The sequence below is a fragment of the [Lactobacillus] rogosae genome (assembly GCA_900112995.1).
In the GTDB taxonomy this organism is placed as follows: domain Bacteria; phylum Bacillota; class Clostridia; order Lachnospirales; family Lachnospiraceae; genus Lachnospira; species Lachnospira rogosae.
The window spans coordinates 91,731-116,811 of record FONU01000008.1; the positions used below are offsets into that span (position 1 = coordinate 91,731).

At 36.9% G+C, this 25,081-nt stretch carries 24 protein-coding genes; all 24 read right to left on the reverse strand.

All coding sequences use genetic code 11. The features are described from left to right. Positions 1-5: 5 nt before the first annotated feature. The 24 genes from BM157_RS04115 to BM157_RS04225 all read right to left on the reverse strand — a co-directional run bounded on the left by BM157_RS04115 (position 6) and on the right by BM157_RS04225 (position 25,058). Positions 6-1,253 (reverse strand): glutamate-5-semialdehyde dehydrogenase, encoded by a 1,248-nt coding sequence (locus BM157_RS04115; protein WP_055174691.1) that lies wholly within the window; start codon positions 1,251-1,253, stop codon positions 6-8. A 100-nt stretch (positions 1,254-1,353) separates the two neighbouring features. Further along, complete coding sequence (locus tag BM157_RS04120; RefSeq protein WP_055174688.1) at positions 1,354-1,947, reverse strand: 5-formyltetrahydrofolate cyclo-ligase; 594 nt, start codon at positions 1,945-1,947, stop codon at positions 1,354-1,356. Then, entirely contained in the window at positions 1,928-2,170 is a 243-nt protein-coding gene (locus BM157_RS04125) for a DUF896 domain-containing protein (protein WP_055174685.1), read from the reverse strand. Before BM157_RS04125 ends, BM157_RS04120 begins: the two co-directional genes overlap by 20 nt. Positions 2,171-2,199: 29 nt before the next feature. After that, entirely contained in the window at positions 2,200-3,360 is a 1,161-nt protein-coding gene (locus BM157_RS04130) for a hypothetical protein (protein WP_022501798.1), read from the reverse strand. A 12-nt stretch (positions 3,361-3,372) separates the two neighbouring features. Beyond that, positions 3,373-4,221 carry a glutamate 5-kinase gene (proB, locus tag BM157_RS04135; protein ID WP_022501799.1) on the reverse strand — a complete coding sequence of 283 codons (849 nt, stop codon included), beginning with the start codon at positions 4,219-4,221 and terminating at the stop codon, positions 3,373-3,375. An 84-nt stretch (positions 4,222-4,305) separates the two neighbouring features. Beyond that, entirely contained in the window at positions 4,306-5,982 is a 1,677-nt protein-coding gene (locus BM157_RS04140) for an NAD(P)/FAD-dependent oxidoreductase (RefSeq protein ID WP_090140020.1), read from the reverse strand. Then, positions 5,979-7,244 carry an aminoacetone oxidase family FAD-binding enzyme gene (locus tag BM157_RS04145; RefSeq protein WP_090140022.1) on the reverse strand — a complete coding sequence of 422 codons (1,266 nt, stop codon included), beginning with the start codon at positions 7,242-7,244 and terminating at the stop codon, positions 5,979-5,981. The genes BM157_RS04140 and BM157_RS04145 overlap by 4 nt, the downstream gene beginning before the upstream one ends. Before the next feature lie 21 nt (positions 7,245-7,265). After that, positions 7,266-7,709 carry a hypothetical protein gene (locus BM157_RS04150; protein WP_055174677.1) on the reverse strand — a complete coding sequence of 148 codons (444 nt, stop codon included), beginning with the start codon at positions 7,707-7,709 and terminating at the stop codon, positions 7,266-7,268. A gap of 84 nt (positions 7,710-7,793) precedes the next feature. Beyond that, entirely contained in the window at positions 7,794-8,180 is a 387-nt protein-coding gene (gene cdd, locus BM157_RS04155) for a cytidine deaminase (RefSeq protein WP_055306585.1), read from the reverse strand. Positions 8,181-8,303: 123 nt separating this feature from the next. Continuing rightward, complete coding sequence (gene ybeY / locus BM157_RS04160) at positions 8,304-8,813, reverse strand: rRNA maturation RNase YbeY (RefSeq protein WP_055306584.1); 510 nt, start codon at positions 8,811-8,813, stop codon at positions 8,304-8,306. After that, on the reverse strand, positions 8,803-9,873 hold the full coding sequence (locus BM157_RS04165; protein WP_090140024.1) for a PhoH family protein: 1,071 nt from the start codon (positions 9,871-9,873) through the stop codon (positions 8,803-8,805). The genes ybeY and BM157_RS04165 overlap by 11 nt, the downstream gene beginning before the upstream one ends. Before the next feature lie 32 nt (positions 9,874-9,905). After that, positions 9,906-11,102: a sporulation protein YqfD gene (locus tag BM157_RS04170; protein WP_055306582.1), complete on the reverse strand. Its 1,197-nt coding sequence runs from the start codon at positions 11,100-11,102 to the stop codon at positions 9,906-9,908. A gap of 27 nt (positions 11,103-11,129) precedes the next feature. Continuing rightward, positions 11,130-11,390, reverse strand: coding sequence for a YabP/YqfC family sporulation protein (locus tag BM157_RS04175; RefSeq protein WP_022501807.1), 261 nt, complete (start codon positions 11,388-11,390; stop codon positions 11,130-11,132). Positions 11,391-11,489: 99 nt separating this feature from the next. Continuing rightward, positions 11,490-11,666, reverse strand: a complete 177-nt coding sequence (gene rpsU, locus BM157_RS04180; RefSeq protein ID WP_005539624.1) for a 30S ribosomal protein S21 — start codon at positions 11,664-11,666, stop codon at positions 11,490-11,492. Between the two features lie 185 nt (positions 11,667-11,851). After that, complete coding sequence (alaS, locus tag BM157_RS04185; protein WP_172677778.1) at positions 11,852-14,527, reverse strand: alanine--tRNA ligase; 2,676 nt, start codon at positions 14,525-14,527, stop codon at positions 11,852-11,854. Further along, positions 14,493-14,642 carry a hypothetical protein gene (locus BM157_RS12900; RefSeq protein ID WP_022501810.1) on the reverse strand — a complete coding sequence of 50 codons (150 nt, stop codon included), beginning with the start codon at positions 14,640-14,642 and terminating at the stop codon, positions 14,493-14,495. Before BM157_RS12900 ends, alaS begins: the two co-directional genes overlap by 35 nt. 70 nt (positions 14,643-14,712) lie before the next feature. After that, positions 14,713-16,422 carry a MutS-related protein gene (locus BM157_RS04190; RefSeq protein ID WP_090140026.1) on the reverse strand — a complete coding sequence of 570 codons (1,710 nt, stop codon included), beginning with the start codon at positions 16,420-16,422 and terminating at the stop codon, positions 14,713-14,715. After that, positions 16,422-17,150 carry a purine-nucleoside phosphorylase gene (gene deoD / locus BM157_RS04195; RefSeq protein WP_055175058.1) on the reverse strand — a complete coding sequence of 243 codons (729 nt, stop codon included), beginning with the start codon at positions 17,148-17,150 and terminating at the stop codon, positions 16,422-16,424. The genes BM157_RS04190 and deoD overlap by 1 nt, the downstream gene beginning before the upstream one ends. A 94-nt stretch (positions 17,151-17,244) precedes the next feature. Next, positions 17,245-17,769, reverse strand: a complete 525-nt coding sequence (locus BM157_RS04200; RefSeq protein ID WP_022501813.1) for an adenine phosphoribosyltransferase — start codon at positions 17,767-17,769, stop codon at positions 17,245-17,247. Positions 17,770-17,856: 87 nt separating this feature from the next. Beyond that, the gene (gene spoIVA / locus BM157_RS04205; RefSeq protein ID WP_090140028.1) at positions 17,857-19,353 is read right to left on the reverse strand and encodes a stage IV sporulation protein A; all 1,497 of its coding nucleotides are present in this window, start codon (positions 19,351-19,353) and stop codon (positions 17,857-17,859) included. Positions 19,354-19,549: 196 nt separating this feature from the next. Further along, the gene (locus tag BM157_RS04210) at positions 19,550-20,908 is read right to left on the reverse strand and encodes a sodium-dependent transporter (protein ID WP_090140030.1); all 1,359 of its coding nucleotides are present in this window, start codon (positions 20,906-20,908) and stop codon (positions 19,550-19,552) included. A gap of 79 nt (positions 20,909-20,987) precedes the next feature. Then, positions 20,988-21,218: a hypothetical protein gene (locus BM157_RS04215; RefSeq protein ID WP_022501816.1), complete on the reverse strand. Its 231-nt coding sequence runs from the start codon at positions 21,216-21,218 to the stop codon at positions 20,988-20,990. A 12-nt stretch (positions 21,219-21,230) separates the two neighbouring features. Then, positions 21,231-23,285 carry an ATP-dependent DNA helicase RecG gene (gene recG / locus BM157_RS04220; protein WP_090140032.1) on the reverse strand — a complete coding sequence of 685 codons (2,055 nt, stop codon included), beginning with the start codon at positions 23,283-23,285 and terminating at the stop codon, positions 21,231-21,233. A gap of 72 nt (positions 23,286-23,357) precedes the next feature. Continuing rightward, entirely contained in the window at positions 23,358-25,058 is a 1,701-nt protein-coding gene (locus BM157_RS04225; RefSeq protein WP_090140034.1) for a DAK2 domain-containing protein, read from the reverse strand. Positions 25,059-25,081: the final 23 nt, after the last annotated feature.

Consider the following 25,081-nt stretch of genomic DNA (forward strand, 5'->3'; position numbering starts at 1 on the left):
AAACCCTATTCTCTAACCTGTCCATTGCCATATATTATATATTTACTTGTTGTTAACGCCTCAAGTCCCATAGGTCCTCTTGCGTGTATCTTCTGTGTACTTATACCTATCTCTGCTCCAAATCCAAATTCAAAGCCGTCAGTAAATCTTGTAGAAGCATTTACATATACACAAGCCGCATCTATCTCATTAAGAAACTTCTGTGCATTATTATAATCTTTAGTTATTATTGACTCTGAATGACCCGTATTGTACCTGTTGATATGTGCAATTGCCTCATCTATATTATCTACTACTTTAACAGATATAATATAATCAAGATATTCACGTCCCCAATCCGTATCATCTGCCTTTATTATTCTGTTATCTATAGCTAAAGCTTTCTCATCACCACGTATCTCTACATTCTTGGTCTTTAACTTATCTACTATTACCGGAATAGCTTCACCTGCAATATTCTTATGAATAACAAGCGATTCGCACGCATTGCATACGCCAATTCTTTGTGTCTTGGCATTGTATATTATATTCACCGCCATATCTATATCTGCATATTCATCTACATATATATGGCAGTTTCCTGTTCCTGTCTCTATTACAGGGACTGTGCTGTTATTGACAACATTTTTAATAAGACCTGCTCCACCTCGTGGTATAATTACATCTACATACTCATTAAGGTGCATAAGCTCATCAACATACTTTCTATCTGTTTCAGAAATGTAACTTATGACATCAGGGTCTATTCCAAGTCCTTTTAATACATCTGTTATAACATTCACAATTGCTATATTAGAATTAACAGAATCGCTCCCGCCTCTTAATATGCAGGCATTAGCTGACTTAAAGCAAAGTCCGAAAGCATCTGCTGTAACATTAGGTCTTGATTCATATATAATCGCAACAACTCCTAATGGAACAGTCTTTTTACCAATCATAAGTCCATTAGGACGTGTCTTCATTGACTTGACCTCGCCTATTGGATCGTCAAGTCCTGCAAGAACTCTTAAGCCGTCAGCCATTCCTTCTATTCTGCTCTCTGTAAGCATAAGTCTGTCTAAAAGAGCTGTGCTCATATTATTCTTCTTGCCATTAGCAAGGTCAATAGCATTAGCTTCTCTTATGTAATCACTTCTTTTTACAAGGGCATCAGCAACCTTTAATAAAGCATTATTTCTTTCCTTAATGCCAAGCTTTGCAAGATATGTGGACGCTTTCTTTGCATCACTGCCCATCTGTGTTAATGTCTTCATATCAATCCTCACTTCCGTGCATAACTGCACTAATACTTAATAACTAATTATCATTTATAAGTATTTTTACAACTCCTCAATATCCATATCTCTTTATTAATTACAGCTCCTGAGCTGTTATAATTCTTTTATCAGTTATAATCATATCTGGTCTTATGTCGAATTCCTCTGCCGGTATATCATCAAGCACCTGATAATCAAAGCATATGGCTGTCTTATAATATCTGTCGCCATTCTTAACAAGATATCTGTCATAAAATCCACCGCCGTAACCTATTCTGTTAAGCGTAACATCAAAAGCAAGCCCCGGCATAACAAGAAGTCCGTCCTGTGGAATTTCATAGTCGTCAGATACAGGTTCTTTAATTCCCATATATCCATCCTGCAAGTCATCATAAGAATTAATTCTTACAAATTCCATATATTTATCTGACCTGTCTTCTTTATTAATTATAACCTTAGGAACATACACTTTTTTGCCACGTTCAAGGCTTTTATTAATAATACCCGATGTTTCGACTTCCTGATTATAGCTTACATATATAAGTATATTATCATTGTCCTGATATTCCTTTGACAACTCAAGTCTGTCTGTAATTATTCTGCTTCCTGCAGTTATTTCTTCAACAGACATAGCCTTTTTCTTATTAGTTATTAATGTTCTGATTTCTTTCTTATTCTGCTTTACTGTCATTATTCTTCATCTTCTCATCATGTCTTTGCTTTACATCTATAATAGAACCATCTGGATTTTGTATCTTTATTGTCTCTAATGTGCCTCTTAAATTATTACGGAATGCCGCAACATATTCTTTTCTTAATCTAATCTGTTCTTCGGCTTCTTCCTTTGTAAGACCTTCACCCTTAGACTTATGATAGAGTTCATTTATTCTTTTAATTGTATTCTCTGTTACCATATCTTCTCCATTCTTATTATATCAACTTCCTACAATGTAAATACAAGCAGGTCATCTCCATTTACCATACAGGTATTAAATTGTGCTTTCTTCTTAAGAAGTGCGTGGTGTATATCCGGAAACTTGTAGGCTTCAATATACTCTGAACCTTTTTTGATAAATGGTATTCTGTGCTTTATATGGGTGACAAGAATTACATCATTACATACATATTGTATCTGCATATTAGAAGGAATCTGATATTCCTCTTTCTGCGTATTAAGATTAATAAGATATGTCACATCTTTGTCCTTCTTTATTGTGTAGGGATTGCCCTCAATAACATATGTATAACTAAGGTCTGATGCTTCCTTAATATCATTATTAATTCTTATCTGCTTTACTTTATTCTCAAAATCATAAAGCACAACTTCTTCTGACATCGCACTTATATTAAACTTTGAATATATAACCCGGTTCTCAGAACGCTTCATATATGCAAATGTCTTGTCCGTATCCGCTGTATCTAATATATCCATAGTAATCTCTGCTGGATTTAACATCATCTCAGATACAAACTGCTTGGTATTAACAATACCTATATATTCCTGATTATGCTTTTCTTCATTAATATCTGTGCCATCGAAGTCTTTTCTACTGCCGAGCTTTAACACACTGTTATTGCCCTCTAACGGAATAATATTATAAAGTCCAAGTCTTTTAAGCAGTGACCCTTCTGTTGATATTTCCCTGTCAGAATTAAAATCCCGAAGCACCACATTAGTTACTTCATTATCTTGTCCGATTTCTTCAATTATTGCAAAATCATATTCCAATACATATATATGTATATGACTTTGTCTGATTTTCTCAAGTTCATCAATCTCATATCTATACACAAGTGTACTCTCGTTATCATCAAATGAATATCTGTACAGCAATATATCTGCCTTGCTGTCTGTAATCTGTTCCGCAGATACATAGAACACATAATCGTGCGTATTATGGGCATAAATAATACTGGCTATATTATATTTCTTGATTTCTGGTGAGATTTCATACCTCTCATTCGTAATAGAATTAAGGATATACAATTTCTTACCAATAAAATCAAGAAACTTATAGTTATCATCCACCATCTGTAACACAAGCCCGTTATTGATTGGTTTGAACACGGCATCTTCTGTATTCCTTATAAGCTTTATGTCCATCAGCACCTCCCCTTAGCCTATGAATTTGACAAGGTCAAAATTCTCGTCTTTACAGCTTACAAAAAGTGTACCGACATCTGCACCTGACATTATCTTAGCAATATTATCAATATCATTGCCATTTGCTATAACCATATCTGCACCTGAGCTTACAGCTATTCCTGCTGCCTTAAGCTTAGTTGCCATACCACCTGTTCCAACACCGCTTCCTGATGTACTCTTGCCCATATTAAGAAGCTTGTCATCTATGACATCTACCTGATTAATAAATCTTGCATCCGGATTAGAATTAGGGTCGTCTGTATACAATCCGTCTATATCTGATAACAATATAAGGAGGTCTGCATCAATAATTGAAGTAACAATTGCTGAAAGCCTGTCATTATCTCCAAAAGTCTGAACCTGTTTAATCTCGTATGTAGATACTGTATCATTCTCATTAACAATAGGAACTGCACCAAGATTTAACAGCTCATTAAATGTATTCTGTGCATTTCTTCTGCTCTTATCATTCATAACTGTAGCCTTAGTCATTAATACCTGTGCCGCTGTAGTACTGTACTCAGCAAATATCTTCTGATATACCATCATAAGCTTTGCCTGTCCAATAGCCGCACACGCCTGCTTTACAGGGAGTTCATCAGGCTTCTCATTAAGCCCTATTGCCATTCTTCCAACAGCGATAGCTCCTGATGAAACAAGAACAACATCCTTGCCAGAATTCTTAATATCCACTATTGTACGCACCAGCTTTTCTATCTTTCCAAGATTAAGCCTGCCTGTTTCATTGTGCATAAGCGAAGAAGAACCTATCTTAATTACTATTCTCTTCTTATCCTTAACTGCTTCTCTTATATTCATTATTATTCCTCACTCCCGCCAGCCTGACTTAGCATAAGCTTATCTGACATTCCTATATGGTTAAATACCTAATAAGGTATTGTACTATACCTCTTTAAAAAAGTCTATATTTGCCGCAATTTTCTCTGCAATCTTAATTCCGTCAACCGCCGCAGAAGTTATTCCACCAGCATATCCTGCGCCTTCTCCACAAGGATAAAGACCAGCACAGCCAACCGACATCAGCTCATCATTACGTGTTATTCTTACAGGACTTGAAGTCCTGCTCTCAACGCCTGCAAATACAGCATCGTCCATATCAAAGCCTTTTATGTATCTAGAACAGCCTGTAACTCCCTCACACAAAGCCTCTGATATATATTCAGGAAGTACATTTCTTATATTGGAAAGCTTGTACTGTCCCTTAATGCAAGGTGTTACCCTGCCTAACCCTGTTGATGTAACATTTTCCTTAAAATCAGCAAATAACTGCACAGGTATCTTTCCAACACCTTCTTTATACGCAGCCCTTTCAAGCTTTCTTTGGAATTCCACGCCGTCAAGCACTCCATTTCCGAAATCATCTGGTGTAACTGTTACTATCATTGCACTGTTAGCGTTAGCTGAGTCACGCCCAGAATAGCTCATACCATTAACTGCAAGCATATTCTCCTCTGAGCTTGCATTAACAACATATCCGCCAGGACACATACAGAACGAATACACACCACGTTCTTTTCCTGTGCTTACTGATTTGTATGTAACCTTATAATCTGCTGTTGGAAGCTTGTACTCACACTTTCCATACGCATTTTCATTGATGAATTCCTGTGGGTGCATTATTCTTAACCCTACTGCAAATGACTTCGGCTCCATCATTATATCTTTGCTATCAAGCATTTTAAATGTATCTCTTGCACTGTGTCCGATTGACAGGCATACTTGTCTGCACTGTCTTTCAAAATATATATCATTCTTGATATCGTACACTTTTATTGAGCTTACTTTCTTATCACTTATATTAATGTCATCTATTCTATGATTAAAATTAATCTGCGCGCCAAGACTCTCACAATACTTTCGTATATTGTATACAACATTCATCAGCACATCTGTACCGATATGCGGCTTGTTAGAATATAATATCTCTGATGAAGCGCCAAATCTTACGAACATTTCAAGAACATTTCTTATTCGTCCTGTAGGATCTTTTATTACTGTATTAAGCTTTCCGTCTGAAAATGTTCCTGCTCCGCCTTCACCGAACTGCACATTTGACTGTGTATCAAGCTTTCCTGTATTCCAGAACTCATCAACCTTTCTGTGTCTTTCTTCAATACTGTCCCCACGCTCATATACAACAGGCATAAGTCCAGCCTCGCTAAGCTTAAGTGCCGCAAACATTCCCGCTGGTCCAAAGCCGATTATAACAGGCCTGTCTTCTTCCTTAATTCCTGCGCCCTCATAATTATTAATTCTGCCATATGGAAACTCATATATAACCTTCTCATTATATGTAATATTATTATTGGCTGTTTTCTTTGCAAACGCTTTCAAATCCGTATCTTTATTATTGATAACAAGCTTCTTCACATCAACACTGTATACATACATAATGTCAGGCTTATGTCTTGCATCTATAGATCTCTTTATAATGTCGGACTTTATATCACAGTTATTCTTTAACCTGAGTGCTTTCTTAACTGCCTTTAAAAGCTCAGCCTCTGTGTGGTCTGGTTTTAATTTTATATTATTAATTCTTATTACTTTTTCCTGTTTCAATTATTTATCCTTTCCTTTACTCCTGCCGCCGCTAAGTATGCCGAACTCCACGTCCATTGCAGGTTATAGCCACCGCATTTGCCGTCAACATCAACAACCTCACCAGCAAAGAACACACCCTTTACCTTTTTACATTCCATATTACTTATGTCAATGTCATCAAGAGCAACTCCGCCCTGACACACCTGACCATAATCAAATCCTTTATCACCTGTTATAACAAATCCAAAATGTGTCATAGTTTCAATAATATGTCGCATTTTTTCAATATCAATATCTGCTATGTGCTTACTTTCGCTTATTTTGCATCTTGCCGCTATCATAGCAACAAGCTTTTTATTAATAAGCCCTTCAAAGAACTGCTCTAACGTCTTATAACCTTCTGCTATAATTCGCCTGTTGAAAATATCTTCTATATCACTATCTGTTATATCAGGTATCATATTAATAACAGCCTTGACTTCCCTGTTCTCATCTATAGCTTTTACTGCAAATCTGCTTACCTGAAATACCGGTATTCCTGATATTCCATAATCTGTATACTGGATTTCTCCTGTATCATTTGCTACGCACTGTCCGTCAACCCAAAGCTCTATGCTTCCATAGCTTCTTACACCTGCACCAAGCTTACATACAGCTTTGTCACCGCATACAAGCTGTACAAGTGCGGGAAGTGGCTTTACAATATCAATTCCAAGCTGTCTTACAAGCTCATAACCCGAACCATCTGAGCCTGTCTTTGGCGAAGCCTTTGAACCTGTTGCAATAATTACTGTATCTGCTATAAAGTCTATACCGTCACATTCAAGAACGAACACATCCTTTCCATCAGCTTCTTTCTTATAAATCTTATTAATGACAGTATCCATATTAACCTTAATGCCAGCGTTCTTTATTGCCAATCTTAATGCATTCTGTAATGAAGCGGCTGTCTTAGAATGTGGATATACATAACCATCCTTTTGTGTATAATATACGCCTATACTTTTAAAGAATTTAAGCGTATGCTGTACATCAAACTTATCAATAACTTCCATAACAAGTCTGTTATCTTTATTCTGATACATTTCACTGCTCATATTAAGATTAGTAAAATTACACTTGCCATTGCCTGTCTGTAATATCTTGCTTCCAATCTTTCCTGTGTGTTCTATTATGCAGTTATCTATTCCATAACCTGCAAGCTGTACTGCCGCCATCATTCCAGCCGCACCGCCGCCGATTATGACACATTCGTGATTTTTCACATATTTGCTTTTCATATATCACTATCCTTATTACTGTTATTCTATGCTGTATGCCTGTATAAAATCATACAGCTGCTGTTCTCCCTTTAAACCAAGCCCGTCTGCACATTCTTCCTTTATGCTTTCTGGCAGCAATTCAATATCAATCTGGGCATAATCGTAGAATTCATATTCAATGTCCGAATTCTTCAATACGCCCCTGTATATTACAGCCTGTCCGTCCTGTAACTGCAACAGATAATTATCCGTATATGTCTTATTCTGCTGTGATACCCCTGCTGTCTGCTGGGACGTCACCTGTTCTGTGCCAGCTCTTTTATTCTGCATATCTTCATACTTAACTCTGTCCTTCTGTATGTCATCTATATGCTCATCGCCTGTATTGCTGCGTGACAGAAATACTATTGTTAATATTACAATTACAGCCGCCACAACACATATTGATATAACATTTCTTCTATTAAATATACCATTTTCCATTCTTTTGCACCTTCCTTGCAATATGAATTTATATGGTAATTATTTGCAAAATGTTATATTTTATACATTTCATTTTACTATTTATTACAATTTAAAACTATCAGGCAGTAAATAATCAATAGTATATTTAATTATCTCTCCAGCATTTTCAAGAATTATCTGCTCATTACCCTTAAAGAATTCACTCATAACCTGCCTGCATATTCCACACGGATACGTCTTTAAACCTGAAGATGACACTATGGCAATCTTAGCGAATTCTTTTCTACCCTCACTTACAGCCTTGAATATTGCTGTCCTTTCTGCACAGTTAGTCGCACCAAAGCTTGAATTCTCTATATTACAGCCTGTATAAATATGTCCGTCCTTTGTAAGTACGCAAGCCCCGACCTTAAACCTTGAATAAGGTGAATACGAATAAACCATTGCCTCTTTTGCTTTATCTAAAAGCTCTCTATCTGTGTATTCCATTATACCTATACCTCTCACCCGCGATTTCTATATTCTTATAACTGCAATATATAACCTCAATGTTGTCATTTTATAGTTAACTACAATATTATCATTCTTATAATTGTAATATATCCAATATAATTATCTTGTAATTCCTATATTATCAAGGACTTCTCTCTGCTTAGCTTCCATAACCTTGCTTTCTTCTTCTGTCATATGGTCATATCCAAAAAGGTGCATCATACTATGTGCAACTAAGAATGCAAGTTCTCTCACTTCACTGTGTCCATATTTTTCAGCCTGTTCAGCCACCTTCTCTACTGATACAACTATATCACCAAGCATAAGTTCACCTGTATCCGGATTAAAATAGTCCTCTGTGTTATTCTCAAATTCGTCTTCAAGTGACTCAAAATCAGATGGTGCTTCATAATTAATCATAGGAAATGAGAGAACATCTGTAGGTGCATCAACTTCCCTGAACTCTTTGTTAATCTGATGTATCGCCTCATTATCCGTCAATGTGACATTAACCTCTATCTCATATGGACATTTCTCATATGCAGCTGCCTCATTAACAACCTCATTAATTATCTTCTCATAATCTAAATCTAACTTTTTATCTGTTTCATATTCTATATTAATTGTCATTCTTTCTTGTTCCTTTCTCTTTCTTACCCTGTCTGCTGTCGTAATTCTTTTTTGACCTGCCATCAGATTCTTTCCTATTCCGCCTGTCAAATTCTTTCTTGTTCTGTCTGTTCTCATATTCCTCATAAGCTTTTACAATCTTCTGTACAAGAGGGTGTCTTACTACATCGTGGTTAGTAAGCTTTACAAAACCTATCTCATCAACCTTTGAAAGCACCTTCATAGCAACGTCCAGACCAGATGTTACATCTCTTGGAAGATCCTTTTGTGTCTGGTCTCCAGTAACTACTACCTTAGAACCGAAACCTATTCTTGTAAGGAACATTTTCATCTGTGCAGGCGTTGTATTCTGTGCTTCATCTAATATTATAAACGCATTATCAAGAGTTCTTCCTCGCATATATGCAAGCGGTGCTACCTCTATAAGTCCCTTTTCCATATTAGCATTAAAGCTTTCTGCACCCATAATCTGAAAAAGTGCATCATATAAAGGGCGAAGATATGGGTCTACCTTGCTCTGTAAATCACCCGGAAGAAATCCAAGCTTTTCTCCTGCCTCTATCGCTGGTCTTGTAAGAATTATCTTATTAACCTCATTAGACTTAAATGCCTGAATAGCCATTGCCATTGCAAGATATGTCTTTCCTGTACCAGCAGGGCCTATTCCAAATACAATCATTTTATCCCTTATCTGGTCTACATAATTCTTCTGGCCTAATGTCTTTGGCTTAATTGGCTTTCCTGCTATAGTCCTGCATACTGTATCGGAGTCTATCTCTAACATAGTATCCTGCTTATCATCAAATGATAACGATATTGCATAATCAACACTCTGTCTACTTATCTGGTTACCTCTTCTTGCAAGCTCTATAAGATTATCAAGCACGCCTCTTGCCCTTATAACATTAGCTTCTGCTCCTATTATCTTTACAACTCCGTCCCTTGCTATTAATTCTATATTAAGATTACTCTCTATTGCCTTGGCATATTCATCAAACTGTCCAAACACCATACTGCTGTATTCTGCTGGCATATCAATAACAACTTCTACTTCACTCATTAATATTAATCCTCTTTCTATTAATATGTATATCAATTAGTAACCGGAAGAAGTACTTCCAATTCTCCAGTACAGCTTCCTCTGTCATCAGTTGTATCTATATTAACACGACAATCCATTATTTGCACTCCTTTTTGTTCCATATGTGAAATATACATCTGTAATCTTTCATTAAGAATATCTTCTAACTGGACATCATTATACCTGTCATTCATAACTTTATATTCTTTTCTGTTCTCTACCCCAATAACAATTCCAGTATCTATCCCTCCTGCAACAATCAATGGATATTTCTGCGTTATTATATCATACTGCTCTATCCGCCTGTGCGGCTTGGTCAGCTTAATTAAGCCGCTGTTATTTTCTATAATTAACGAAGAATATCTCCTCTTGGTATACTGTCTGTATCCGTATTCTCTTTCCAGTATATCATCATAAGCAATTACTGTATGAACTAAAATGTCTGCATCAGGACATACATCTACCTGATACAGCTCCGTTCCTGAGTCATCAGTAACAGCCACCCTGCCAGATACTAACACCTGCCCCTCCTGAACCTCATCACCACAGGCTACTAGTGGTGTACCACTTCTTGTAATTATCTTCTTAACAACACCCTGACAACTGCTTACTATATCTTCACCGTCACTATACACAGACTTCACTGCTTCTTTATTCATAGAATAATTTTCTTTTATGTATACATTAACCATTGAGCCTTTTATCTCAACACTCGCCCATGTAACATCAAGATCATTTCTTATGCACTCTTCAATATACGCACAGTCAATATTTTTAAGCATATTTCCATTATAAACTTTCATATCCTTTATATAACTTTTCAAATACTCATCTGTGTATACATAATTACCATTAAAATTCACTTTCCATACGAACATTCCCAGAAGCTTTATTATAACAAATGCAATAAGCACCCCGTAGGCAAACGAATAATGCTGTCTGTATCTAAATATGTAATATCTTGGATAAGCCTTTTTGATAACTTTAATATGCACCCTTGCCGCCTTAACAAGATTTTTTATCATAAAGAAATCATTTCTTGCTATCCTGGCACGCACAGCATTATTGCCAGCTTTAATATGCTGTACATCAAAAAATATTATATCTTTTTTTCTGCACATATTAAAAAATGTATTTATACCATCCCCGCTTATTTCCAGTTCAATATAAAAAATATGCTTCAATCCATCTTTAATACCCAGTTTCATATTATACACAGCACCCCATTAACCATATTACTCAAATGTAATCTCTTTAATCCTCCCTTTTATGGATATTTCATCCATATCCAGATATCCTATATCAAGGTCACTTCCCTTAACGTGTACAATTCCACGCCTTGTAATGACTTTGACACTATCACATTCATACTCCATTATTGATTTAAAATTCTCTATATACATTTCCTTATTGCCAATAACTGTAAGAATCGGCATAGTAACAGACTGCGGCATAACAACCGAACGCACATCTTTCGCACACCTAAACTTTCCCATATCTTACCCCAGCATAACAACTTACGCTTATATATAAAATATGCAAAAAAATCCCGATGTATTCTAAAATACACCGGGATTAAATATTTCGCTATCAAATTAATTGAACTTACGTTTTCTAGCAGCTTCTGACTTCTTCTTGCGTCTTACGCTTGGCTTTTCGTAATGTTCTCTTTTACGAATTTCCTGCTGAATGCCTGCCTTTGCGCAGTTTCTCTTGAATCTGCGTAATGCGCTATCTAAAGACTCGTTTTCTTTAACGATGACATTTGACATACCTTTTCCTGACCACCCTTCTGTTGCGTAATTGTGCTGGGCAATACATATAGGGTTTTACCTAATCGCACAACAGATATTATATCACAGAAATCACCTAAGTCAACAGAAATTTTGCGATTTTAGCACAATTTGTTAAATTAATATTATAACCAATATCATAGCGGTTATTATTACTATTATAATTAAAGCTGTTCTGCAAGCACTTCTGGTGCCTTCTTTAATAGCTCATCAATACCAGAAGCATTCTTACCACCAGCCTGAGCCATATTAGGACGTCCGCCACCGCCGCCACCAACAAGTGAAGCAACAGACTTAATAAGATTACCAGCATGAGCACCCTTTGCAACAACATCATCTGTAGCCATCGCTATCATATTAACCTTATCAGCCGCAAGTGCACTTACAACAAGCACAACACCTGAACCAATCTCTCCCTTTAACTTATCGCCAAGGTTTCTAAGTTCATTCATATCAACATTATCTACCTTAGTTGCAAGAAGCTTAACACCCTTAACATCAACAACATTATCTGTCACATCACCTAAAGCATTATTAGCAAGCTCTGCCTTAAGCTTATCATTCTCAGATATAAGTGCCTTAATCTCATCATTCATTGTATGAATTCTTCTTACAAGCTGTGTGCTCTCTGCCTTAGCTGCTATTGAAGCTTCTTTTACAAGAGTTTCAAGGTTATTAAAGAACTTAAGAACTCCCTTATCTGTAAGAGCTTCTATTCTTCTTACTCCTGCAGCAACACCTGACTCAGATACAATCTTAAAAAGTCTGATGTTAGCTGTATTGGCAACATGTGTACCACCACAGAACTCCTTAGAGAAGTCACCCATACATACAACTCTTACCTTCTCACCATACTTTTCACCAAAAAGTGCCATAGCACCTGTGTTCTTAGCTTCTTCGATTGTCATAATCTTTGTCTCTACTGGAATTGCCTCAGCAATCTTTTCATTGACAATATCTTCGACCTTCTTAATCTCCTCTTCTGTCATACTCTGGAAATGTGTAAAGTCAAATCTTAATCTTTCAGGATCTACATAAGAACCCTTCTGTTCAACATGGTTACCAAGTACAGTTCTTAATGCTTTCTGTAAAAGGTGTGTTGCACTATGATTCTTGCATGTATCTGCTCTGTATTCTGAATCTACAGTAAGAGTAACTGTATCGCCAGCTTTGAGCATACCCTTTGTCATAGTTCCAACGTGGCCAATCTTGCCGCCTTTAAGCTTGATTGTTGTATCAACCTTAAATTCGCCCTCAGAAGTTGTGATATAACCTTTATCACCTTCCTGACCACCCATTGTTGCATAGAATACTGTCTGATCAACGATAACTGTTCCCTTATCTCCTTCTGAAAGAGCTTCTACAACATCTTCTTCTGTTGTAAGAACTGTTACCTTGGAATCATTAGACAGCTTGTCATATCCAACGAATTCACTTGTGATAGCTGGATCAATCTTATCATATACAGTTGCATCAGCACCCATATAGTTAGTTGTCTTACGAGCCTTACGTGCTTTCTCACGCTGCTCATTCATACATTTAATGAAGCCGTCTTCATCAATAGTTATGTTCTTTTCTTCTAAGATTTCCTTAGTAAGATCAATAGGGAAACCATAAGTATCATAAAGCTTGAAAGCATCTTCCCCAGAAAGAACGCTCTGGTTCTTCTCCTGAAGTTCCTTTTCCATATCTGAAAGAATACTTAATCCCTGGTCAATAGTCTTATTGAACTTATCCTCTTCCTCAGATATAACTTTAGTAATGAATTCCTTCTTTTCTTCAAGTTCTGGATATCCGTCCTTAGAACCTTCTATAACTGTTTCGCAGAGCTTTGATAAGAACTTTCCTTCTATCCCTAAAAGTCTTCCATGTCTTGCCGCTCTTCTTAAAAGTCTTCTAAGTACATAGCCTCTGCCTTCATTAGATGGCATAATACCATCACTTACCATAAATGTTACTGAACGTATATGATCTGTGATAACACGGATAGATACATCCTGCTTCTCATCTTCCTTATACTTAACACCAGCCATCTCGCATACCTTATTACGGAGTGCCTGTAATGTATCAACATCAAATATAGAGTCAACGTCCTGAACAACAACTGCAAGTCTTTCGAGACCCATACCTGTATCAATATTCTTCTGGATAAGGTCTGTATAGTTACCCTTACCATCATTATTGAACTGTGAGAATACGTTATTCCATACTTCCATATATCTGTCACAGTCACAGCCTACCGTACAGCCTGGCTTTCCGCAGCCATACTTTTCGCCACGATCATAATAAATCTCAGAACATGGACCGCAAGGTCCAGCACCGTGTTCCCAGAAATTATCTTCCTTACCAAATCTGAATATTCTCTCAGGTGCAATACCTATCTGTTTATTCCAGATTTCAAAAGCTTCATCATCCTCCTCATATATTGATGGATATAATCTATTGGCATCAAGTCCTACAACTTCTGTAAGGAACTCCCAAGACCAATGAATAGCTTCTGTCTTAAAATAATCGCCAAAAGAGAAGTTACCAAGCATTTCAAAGAATGTACCGTGTCTTGCTGTCTTACCAACATTTTCAATATCACCTGTACGGATACACTTCTGACAAGTAGTCACTCTTCTTCTTGGTGGGATTTCCTGACCTGTAAAATATGGCTTTAATGGAGCCATACCTGAATTAATGATAAGCAGACTGTTATCATTATGTGGAACAAGTGAGAAACTCTTCATCTTTAAATGTCCCTTGCTCTCAAAAAAGTCAAGATATAATCTTCTTAATTCGTTAACGCCTCTGTACTGCACTTTATTCTTCCTCCTGTTTAGCTGCCTTTTTAGCATCTAATCCTTTTCTAATCTTACCACCGGCAAATACTGCAAGAACTAAAAGTCCAAGCATAACTACAAACTTTACCGCTTCAAATATTAATTCCGAAACTAATGTTAATCCTACCATAAGCCTTCCTTTCTGCTACTGCCGGCTTTGCAGCAGCTATAAACAACATAGTATTTTACCATAGCTCATATCAATTTTCAACATTCCACTTTCCATTATTAAGAAAATAGCCCGCACTTCTCTCAGCCGCATTAATAATAGTGCTGTCATAACCTATAGTCTTTAACAGCTTTATTGCATTTCTTGTGGTTGCAGGTCCTGTATACAGCTTGAAATCAAATACAACCTCATCATCTGTAACCTCCTCCTGAAAATGATAATTATCATATTTTCCTCTAAGAAGTGATGTAAGCTCTACATCGTGTGTTGCCGCAAACACAAGTGCTTTATCAGTCCTTATGCTCTTTAGTATCTCTGATGATGCCGCAATACGCTCAACCGTGTTAGTTCCACGAAGCACCTCATCAACAAACATAAGAACAGGATGTCCCTCTTTAGAAGCCGCATCCAACATCCTCTTAAGTGACTTAATTTCCACTATATAATAGCTGTTGGAGCTGCTAAGGTCATCTCTTAATGCCATTGACGAATATATTCTGTATACAGGTGCTCTGTAGTATTCCGACACACTCGTATATATTGTCTGTGACAAAAGTGCATTAATCGCGATTGTCTTAAGAAATGTCGATTTTCCAGAAGCGTTAGATCCTGTCAGAAGTACATTATGCTTAGTATTTATAGAGTTGGCTACAGGCTTTGTTATAAGCGGATGATATACATTTCTTACTTCAAGCTGCATATCATTATCCTTCCTGAACTCAGGAACGCACCAGCTGCCAAGCATACATCTGAATGAAGCAACTGATATGGATGCCTCTATAAAACCAAGTGTATCTATAAGCTCATATATATAATCTTCTTTATCATTAAAAAGCTTTATAAGATTATTAAACTTTATAAGGTCAACGTGTGTCAACATTCTTAGGTAATCAAGCAAAATCTCGGCTATAGAACCATCAACATTACCCGTTTCAAGAAGCCATGACCTCTTTGTTATATCTGAAAGCTCCTCTGATATATTCTTTAACTTATCGTTATACTCACCAAGAAAATCAATATTAAGTGCTGTTATCTTTTTCGCACCCATAAGCAGTTTCACAATATGATTAACACATATGAAGTACCTATCAACAGCAGCCTTATATTTATAATACGTTATTATCGAAAATGCGATAGCTGCGATACAAAGCCATATTCCAAGCACCGGGCTTATGGTGCAGGTAAATATAACTGCTACAAGAATAAAAAGCATTGAAGCATAATGAAGAACGTTGCTTTTTTTCTCAAGTCCTACCACAACATCGCAGTAATCACTTATTGATATATGCTTTGCACGTCCTATCCATACAAATATTTTCTGTATGTCAAGTCTTTTAGCAGCATTTTTATCAAAGTCAGAGGCAAGCTTATCAAGCTTTTTAAGCGACTGGATATCCGCATTGGGACATCTTAACATCTTATATAGATATTCCTGTCCTGCAGATGAATTCGTATTATTCATCATACAAAATACCGCATCCATACCAAGATCATTCCATGTTATATCATCTATAGAGTTCTCATCTTCATTTCTTTTAAAGTAATGTGATATGCACTCATAATCTTCACCGGAATACTTTCTTTGTGACGGTTTTCCCCAGCCATTTTTCAGCTTTTTAATAATTAAATTCTGCTTTCTTCTATTATTCGTAACTGTGACATATACAGCAATAATAATAACAAGTGCAAAAAATACAAGTATCTGTATACTTGTCATATCTGTATAACCCGACTTGTCCATTATATGCCTCCCCCGATATTATACAATCTTGCAGTTTCAAGTGAAAGCTTTATCATATCATCAAAGCCCTCCTGTCTTTCCTCAACCGATAATGACTGTCCATTCATAAGATTATCACTTATAGTAAACATAGCAAGAGCATTCTTTGAAAGACGGGCGGCATTCATATAAAGTGCCGCTGATTCCATTTCAACAGCAAGCACACCCATATTACTCCACGCCTTATTATATTCTGGATTATCATTATAAAAAACATCTGTTGATACGACATTCCCAACCTCAGCAGCAATACCATAAAGCTTCGACTGCTCATATGCACAGTTTAAAAGCCCGAAATCTGCCACAGGTGCATATGTTCCAGGAAGATTATACTGCTTAGCATAGTTAGAGTCAGTACTTGTACCGATAGCTAACACAATATCCCTTAAGTCAACCTTGTCAGATATACTTCCTGCCGACCCTATTCTTATAATATTATCGACATCATAGTACTTAAATAACTCGTAGCTGTATATGCCCATAGAAGGCATACCCATACCACTAGCCATAACGGATATATCAACATCCCTGTATACACCTGTATAACCATATATATTTCTTACATTGTTAAACCTGACTACATTATCAAGATAAGTATCAGCTATATACTTCGCCCTTAAAGGATCACCCGGCATTATAACTGTCTTAGCTATATCACCTGTATTCGCTGTGTTATGTGGTGTTGGCATAACATCACCCCTTCCATATCCAAACAAAGGCTGCATCCTGTCAGAAAATCCCACTAAGGCACTCTGAAGCAAACATACAGCCCTCATTATTATTTTACTTTCCAGCGTACTTTATAACTGCGTCAACATCATATCCGCTAAGCTTTTCCCTGCCCTTAAGCCCCTCAAGCTCAATAAGGAATATAATCTTTACAACTTCACCACCAAGCTGTTCAATAAGCTTGATAATAGCTTCTGTTGTTCCACCTGTTGCGATTAAGTCATCTACAATAACAACCTTCTGTCCCGGTACTATGGCATCCTTATGCATCTCGATAGTTGCTGTGCCATATTCAAGCTCATAATCCTGTGAAATAGTTTCACAAGGAAGCTTACCTTTCTTTCTTACAGGAACAAAGCCTTTGCCATTAGCATATGCAACTGGAACTCCGAATATAAATCCTCTTGATTCCGGTCCAACTACAACATCATAATCAACGCCTTTAAGCTTTTCATTAATTCCATCTATAGCAAGCTTTAATCCCTCTGGACTCTGGATTACTGTTGTTATATCCCTGAATATAATTCCTTTCTCTGGAAAATCTGGAATACTTCTTACATAATCTTCAACCTTTTTCATATTGTCCTCCTATTTGCCTTTTATTGTGCAAAGTACATTAATTACAACTAATTTTATCAGAATTCTCTCTTACAATCAAGCACTCAGCTACACAATCAGGCAGACAAGTCCCGAATTCTCATTCATAACCTTTTCTATAGTCTCCCCAATCTTATCCATATTATCTTTAGTTATATTATGTGTCTTTTCGTATATCCCATCATTAACAATCTGTTCTATCGTCTTTCCAAATATATTAGTATCCCATATGCCGTCCGGATTATCCTTTGTATTATCTTTAATATAATTAATCAAATCCTCTGCCTGGTTTTTAGTTCCGACTATAGGTGCAATCTCAACATTAATCTGTGTCTTTAACATATTCACTGACGGAACTTTAGCCTTAATCTTAACGCCATATTTGTTACCATTTTTTATAACAACTGGTTCTTCTAATTCTATTGCACTTCTTACAGGCGTTACAACACCGAAGCCAGACATATTAACATCAGTTACCGCATCAGATACACTTTCATATTCCTTCTTTCTTAACGCCAGATCTCTTATTGTACTTATAAGCTCATATTCATTTAATATCTTAGTTCCGGTAAGCTCGCTTAAAATGCCATAATAAATATTAGCATCTACAGACATCTTCACACTCACCCTTCCCTCCGAAAGTGACACATCTGTAACATCAAGCTTCTTTATGTATTCATTATCTGCACTATATTTATAATTATCAGCATCTTTTATTGTATTAATGCCTTCTAACACCTCTCCAGCCACCTGCATAAGCTCTTTTTTTAGCCAATGCTCATCAGGAAGCACCTGTGTCCATTCAGGTGCAAAAAAGTCAATCTGTGTCACTGCAAACTGCTTAAGCACCTCTTTAAGAATATTATTAACATCTTCATTCTTTAACTGGTCACAATTAACAGGAATAACAGGAACTTCATAATCAGCCGACAGGCTAACGGCAAGCTCCCTGGTCTTTGTGGCATAAGGTTTATCACTGTTTAATATTACAACGAACGGCTTATTTATTTTTTTCAACTCGTTAATAGTCTTTTTCTCTGCCACTATATAATTCGTTCTGTCAATTTCTGTAAAAGAACCATCTGTAGTCACAACAATACCTATTGTTGAATGGTCATTTATCACTTTCTTAGTACCTATCTCTGCCGCCTTGGAAAATGCTATTTCCTTAGTATCCCACGGTGTCTTAACCATTCTCTCTTTTCCATTATCAAGATGCCCATTAGCCCCTTCAACCATAAAACCGACACAGTCAACAAGCCTTACCTTCATATTAATTCCCTCAAATGGACTTATAAGTGCTGCTTCACTCGGAATAAATTTAGGCTCAACTGTCATAACTGTAGTTCCACCTGACGACTGTGGGAGTTCGTCCTGTGCCCTCTTTCTTTTATTATCATCTTTCATAGAAGGAAGGACACACAATTCCATAAATCTTTTGATAAAAGTTGACTTACCGGTTCTTACAGGTCCTACAACACCAAAATATATTTCTCCATTGGTTCTTTTCTTAATATCCATATATACATCATACGCCGCACCTGATACAAGCTCTTTTCCATCCATATATCTAACCTCCATATATACGCATATAAATGTATATTCCCTTCAATAAAAAAATATGCCAGACGAACACCTCCATTCCTGCCTGTGTGGCAGAAAATGTACAGCTTTCATCTGACATACATATTAATCACATAACCCTGTAATTATATTCATCGCATAACCTGTAACGAATTAAAAATACATATTCTGTGACGAATTAGAATTTAATTATATTAAACTGTGCCAATGTGTAGAACACAAGAATAATAAGCAATAATACCGGTGCTATATACTTAATCATAACGCGGTATATTTTCTCACGCTTAAAAGCTTCTCCATTCTTGGTAGCTTCTCCAATAATATAGTCAGCACCCGTTGACCAGCCTATCATAAGGCAGGTAAAGAAGGCTACTATAGGAAGCAGAAGACTGTTGCTTATAAAATCGAAGAATGTAAGAAAATCCATTCCAAGTATTGTAATGTGTGACCATACCCCATTACCAAGTGAACAAGGTATTCCAAGGGCAACCGAGAATATAATAACACCAAGGCACGCTTTAATTCTGCTTATATGAAATCTGTCTATAAGCATTGAAACTATTGCTTCCATAACGGATACCGAACTTGTAAGTGCCGCAAAAAACACAAGCACAAAAAACAATCCGCCTATAAATCTTCCAGCAGTCATCTGTGTGAATACCTTAGGAAGCGTTACAAACATAAGTCCTGCACCACTCTGTGATGTTCCAGCTTCACCGCTGAATATATACACTGCCGGAACAACCATCATTCCTGCAAGAATGGCAATTCCTGTATCAAATATCTCTATCTGGTTGACAGATTTTACAATGCTCACCTCATCTTTAGTATATGAACCATAAGTTATCATAATTCCCATTGCAAGACTCATTGAATAGAACATCTGTCCCATAGCTGCACACACCGTCTTAAATGAGAATTTAGAGAAATCCGGCAGAAGGTAATATTTAATTCCTGCTGATGAACCTGGAATTGTAATTACATATATGCATATTATAACCGCAAGCACAATTAGTGCTGGCATAAGATAACTGCTCACCTTCTCAATTCCTTTTTCTACACCTGATATTACAATAAGTGATGTAAGCCCAAGGAATATAATAAAGAATATAAGTGGTGCATATTCCCTTCCAATAAAGTTACCAAAAAATGAGTCTTCGGCAGCAGCTATATTCTGTCCTGCCGCAAATACTGTGACATATTTTGTAACCCATCCTCCTATTACACAGTAATATGGCAGAATGATAACCGGTATTATAAATGCAATCGGCCCAATAAATCCAAACTTAGAATCAACCTCTTTATACGCCCTTGTCGGACTTAACTTTGTCTTTCTTCCTATAGCAATCTCTGTTGTCATAAGAGTAAAGCCAAATGTAAGTGCAAGTATAATGTATACAAGAATAAATATTCCTCCGCCATATTGTGCCGCAAGATACGGAAATCTCCACAGATTACCCAGTCCAACAGCACTTCCCGCAGCCGCAAGTACAAATCCTATTTCTCCCGTGAAACTGCCCCTTTTCTTCTTTTCCATTAGTTATTCCAAACCTTTCCTTATAAATCATTTAATGTTTAATATTCAATATTTAATTATACATATTATTAATATATTTTCAATCTTCAAATTCCGCAAGCACATAATATCCTCTGCTTGTCTCTCCGACTTCTTTAACAACTCCATGTCTTGACTTAAGCCTGTCAGGAGTTGAGTAATTGCCTGACATAGCAACTGCTGGCTCAATAGTATAATAATAACTGCTTGGAAGCTTTCCCTCAGTTATCTCAACCTCATCACCCTGCTTAACAAGATTAGGCCTGCTCATTGTAAATTCCATCTGTCTCATAACCAGTCTCCTTTATAAATTGATTTTCTCCAGACATTTTCTCGTATAGTCATCAACCTTTTCCTTAAGATATGTGTTAGCACCATCCTCTATGTCAAAGCCGCTATCCATCATCTCTTTAGCCGCATCTGATGCTTCTTTTAAAGTCTTGGCATCTGTGAATACGTCTGCTATTCCGAAATCAAAATCACCACTCTGTCGTACCCCAAAGAAATCTCCCGGACCACGCTGTTTCAAATCTTCCTCTGCTATCTTAAAACCATCATTGGAATATTGCAGTATATCCAGCCTGTCCTTTATCTTCTTGGATTTATTGCCAGTAACAAATATACAATACGACTGGTACTTTCCTCTTCCGACACGTCCTCTTAACTGATGAAGCTGTGCAAGTCCGAATCTTTCAGCATTTTCAACCATCATAACCGTGCTGTTAGGAACATTTACCCCAACCTCAATAACTGTCGTAGATACAAGCACATCTATCATTCCGCTGGCAAATCTTTCCATAATCTCATTCTTATCGACTGGACGCATTTTACCGTGAAGATACTCAATTCGCACGCCTTTAAGTTCAGCTCTTAACTTATCCGTGTAATCTATTACATTTTCCGCTTCAATATTCTCGCTATCCTCAACCATAGGACATATTACATAGCACTGTCTGCCCTCGCTGACCTGCTTTTTAATAAATGCGTATGCCTTTGGCCTGTATGAATCATCCACAACACAATTCTTTATTGCAAGTCGGTCTGATGGCATTTCATCTATAATAGATATATCCAAATCGCCATATAATATAATCGCAAGAGTTCTTGGAATTGGTGTTGCACTCATTACAATTATATGCGGATTGTTCCCCTTATCTGACAACTGTTTTCTCTGGTTGACACCAAATCTGTGCTGTTCATCTGTTATTACAAGTGCCAGATTATTATATTCAACCTTCTCCTGAATAAGTGCGTGAGTACCAACTACTATATCAATAGTACCATTTTTTATATCATCATACACTTTTCTCCTGGCAGATTGTGTCATAGAACCTGTAAGAAGTCCAACATTAATATCTATACCGGCATTGGCGAACATATTTCTTATAGACTCATACTGCTGCCTGGCAAGTACCTCTGTAGGAACCATCATTGCCCCCTGATACCCTGCAAATGCTGTATTCATAAGCGCAAGCACAGCGACAATCGTCTTACCAGAACCAACATCTCCCTGTATAAGACGACTTGTAAGATGCTTTCCACTCATATTATTCTTAACCTCTTCCCATGTTCTTAGCTGTGCATGAGTAAGCTTAAACGGAAGCTGGTTAATGAACTCTCTTGTCTTTACATTATCAGGGATAACATAGCTATTAGGTATTCTTTCGTTAGAAGCTTTCATATTAAGAGTTGCAAGCACGAACAGAAAAAATTCCTCAAATGCAAGCCTATGCCTTGCAATAATATAATCATCCATACTCTGCGGAAAATGTATATTAACCATCGCATAATTATGCTCTGCAAGATTATACTTTTCCCTTATATATTCAGGTATATATTCCTTTTCCAACCCGATTTTATATTTATCAAGTGCCTGTGTTACTGCTTTTACAACAGTCTTGTTAGATAATCCTTTCGTCAGAGGATATATAGGCATAAGCTGACCTTTAACCTCATTGTACTGAGCCATTGTATACATCTGCGGCTGTTCTAATATATAACTGTCTTTCTTATGGTTCACTTTTCCCCTGAATACATAGTGTGTTCCTATTCTTAATGATGCTTTCAAAAATAGCATATTATACCATACACATTTTATCGCACCGCCTTCTGAATCCTTAATGATAACAGACAGCATTTTAAGCCTTCCATTACCATATATATCAGGGCTTCCAACTACCGTTCCCTCTATAGCAGCAATCTCTGTATCATCATCAATTGAACTAATAAAAACAGGCTCTTCATATACATCGTAATCTCTCGGATACAGCTTTACGAGATCTTCTACTGTGTATACAGAAAGCCTGTTTAGATTGTTAGCAGTTACAGCCCCTACTCCTTTTAATTGAGTAATATCCATACATCTACTCCATATCTGACAGCTTATATGCGTGTCATCATCAATTAAATAAAGGGCTAATATCTTTAATTATTATTCAACAGATACTATATAATAGTATACTGGCTGGCCACCATACTGAAGTTCCACATCAACACCGTCAAACTTCTCTTCTATCTGTGATACAAGTTCGTTGGCATCATCTTCCTTAATATCCTGTCCATAGTATACGCTTATAAGTTCTGAGTCATCATTCACAAATGTATCAAGCATATCTATAAGTGTTGTATTCATATCTGTTCCAACAGCCGCAAGTCCCTTGTCACCAAGTCCAAGGTAATTATTCTTCTTAATCTCTTTGCCGTCAATTGAAGTATCTCTTACAGCATATGTTAATTCACCTGACTGTACAGTTGAAAGTGAATCAAGCATAGCCATCTCGTTCTCTTCTGCACTTCTTGTCATCTCAAAGTTAATCATAGCTGTAATTCCCTGAGGAATTGTCTTTGTTGGAATAACAACAATCTTCTTATCCTCAATAATTGAAGCAGCCTGATTAGAAGCAAGAATAATATTGCCATTGTTAGGAAGAACAAATATAGTATCTGCATTAATCTTCTCTGCGGCATTAAGAATATCCTCTGTTGATGGGTTCATTGTCTGTCCACCCTGTATTACTTCATCAACACCAAGACCCTTGAATATCTCTGCTATACCTTCACCAGCAGCTATTGTAACAAAACCGAAATCTTTCTTAGGTTCCTGTTCCTTCTTCTCCTGCTCGTGCTTCTTCATAGCATCTGCGGCAATAGCTGACTGCATCTCTGACTGCGCCACAACCTTCTGGTTATGTTCTTCTCTCATATTGTCAACCTTCATCTTAGTCAGCTGACCGTATTCAAGCCCCTTTTCAAATGCCTGACCAGGATGGTTAGTATGAACATGAACCTTAACGATATCATCAAGATTAACGCACACAATTGAATCACCAATTGATGAAAGAAATGCCTTAAAGTCCGCCTCTGTCTTTTCATCAAATGACTTTTCAAGCATAATTATAAATTCTGTACAGTAACCAAACTTAATATCTACATCTTCAATGGCAGCACCTTTTCCAGGCATACTAGAACCAGATTTAAACTCAGCATTAGGTTCTGTAATTGTGAAATCTGTAACCTTTCCAGTAAGGGCATCTAACATTCCCCTAAGAACAACTACAAGTCCCTGTCCACCTGAATCTACTACTCCAGCTTCCTTTAATACTGGTAACATCTCTGGTGTCTTAGCAAGCACTTCCTCTGCATAATCAATAATCACTGATAATGCTTCTTCTAAATCTGTCACATTCCCTGCAACCTCTGCCGCTTTATCAGATACACCCTTTGCAACTGTAAGGATTGTTCCTTCCTTCGGCTTCATAACAGCCTTATAAGCTGTCTCTGTCGCTCTCTGTGTTGCAACTGCAAGTGTCTCAACAGTTATCTCACTAACGTGTGACATTTCCTTAGTAAAACCTCTAAGAAGCTGAGAAAGAATAACTCCTGAATTACCTCTTGCTCCTCTTAATGAACCTGTAGAAATAGCTTTAGAAAGACTCTCCATTGTTGGATTGGCAATTGCACTTACCTCTTTCGCCGCTGACATAATTGTAAGAGTCATATTAGTTCCTGTATCACCATCTGGTACTGGAAATACGTTAAGGTCATTAATCCATTCTTTCTTTGATTCAAGATTCTTAGCTCCTGCAAGAAACATCTTCTGCACAAGTGCTGCATCTATTGTAGTAGTAGCCACTTTATTTCCTCCATTCTGCCATA

Excerpts from the sequence above, each read along its gene's own strand:
- BM157_RS04210 (WP_090140030.1), bottom strand. The coding sequence starts at position 20,908 with ATGGAAAAGAAGAAAAGGGGCAGTTTCACGGGAGAAATAGGATTTGTA.
- BM157_RS04115 (WP_055174691.1), bottom strand. The coding sequence starts at position 1,253 with ATGAAGACATTAACACAGATGGGCAGTGATGCAAAGAAAGCGTCCACA.
- BM157_RS04200 (WP_022501813.1), bottom strand. The coding sequence starts at position 17,769 with ATGAAAAAGGTTGAAGATTATGTAAGAAGTATTCCAGATTTTCCAGAG.
- BM157_RS04190 (WP_090140026.1), bottom strand. The coding sequence starts at position 16,422 with ATGGACAAGTCGGGTTATACAGATATGACAAGTATACAGATACTTGTA.
- BM157_RS04175 (WP_022501807.1), bottom strand. The coding sequence starts at position 11,390 with ATGGGAAAGTTTAGGTGTGCGAAAGATGTGCGTTCGGTTGTTATGCCG.
- deoD (WP_055175058.1), bottom strand. The coding sequence starts at position 17,150 with ATGCCAACACCACATAACACAGCGAATACAGGTGATATAGCTAAGACA.
- ybeY (WP_055306584.1), bottom strand. The coding sequence starts at position 8,813 with ATGACAATTAATATAGAATATGAAACAGATAAAAAGTTAGATTTAGAT.
- BM157_RS04170 (WP_055306582.1), bottom strand. The coding sequence starts at position 11,102 with ATGAAACTGGGTATTAAAGATGGATTGAAGCATATTTTTTATATTGAA.
- spoIVA (WP_090140028.1), bottom strand. The coding sequence starts at position 19,353 with ATGGATGGAAAAGAGCTTGTATCAGGTGCGGCGTATGATGTATATATG.
- BM157_RS04150 (WP_055174677.1), bottom strand. The coding sequence starts at position 7,709 with ATGGAAAATGGTATATTTAATAGAAGAAATGTTATATCAATATGTGTT.
- BM157_RS04145 (WP_090140022.1), bottom strand. The coding sequence starts at position 7,244 with ATGAAAAGCAAATATGTGAAAAATCACGAATGTGTCATAATCGGCGGC.
- BM157_RS04165 (WP_090140024.1), bottom strand. The coding sequence starts at position 9,873 with ATGAGTGAAGTAGAAGTTGTTATTGATATGCCAGCAGAATACAGCAGT.
- BM157_RS04125 (WP_055174685.1), bottom strand. The coding sequence starts at position 2,170 with ATGGTAACAGAGAATACAATTAAAAGAATAAATGAACTCTATCATAAG.
- proB (WP_022501799.1), bottom strand. The coding sequence starts at position 4,221 with ATGAATATAAGAGAAGCAGTTAAGGATAAGAAGAGAATAGTAATTAAG.
- cdd (WP_055306585.1), bottom strand. The coding sequence starts at position 8,180 with ATGGAATACACAGATAGAGAGCTTTTAGATAAAGCAAAAGAGGCAATG.
- BM157_RS04120 (WP_055174688.1), bottom strand. The coding sequence starts at position 1,947 with ATGACAGTAAAGCAGAATAAGAAAGAAATCAGAACATTAATAACTAAT.
- BM157_RS04215 (WP_022501816.1), bottom strand. The coding sequence starts at position 21,218 with ATGAGACAGATGGAATTTACAATGAGCAGGCCTAATCTTGTTAAGCAG.
- rpsU (WP_005539624.1), bottom strand. The coding sequence starts at position 11,666 with ATGTCAAATGTCATCGTTAAAGAAAACGAGTCTTTAGATAGCGCATTA.
- BM157_RS04130 (WP_022501798.1), bottom strand. The coding sequence starts at position 3,360 with ATGGACATAAAGCTTATAAGGAATACAGAAGATGCCGTGTTCAAACCA.
- BM157_RS12900 (WP_022501810.1), bottom strand. The coding sequence starts at position 14,642 with ATGGTAGGATTAACATTAGTTTCGGAATTAATATTTGAAGCGGTAAAG.
- alaS (WP_172677778.1), bottom strand. The coding sequence starts at position 14,527 with ATGCTAAAAAGGCAGCTAAACAGGAGGAAGAATAAAGTGCAGTACAGA.
- recG (WP_090140032.1), bottom strand. The coding sequence starts at position 23,285 with ATGGATATTACTCAATTAAAAGGAGTAGGGGCTGTAACTGCTAACAAT.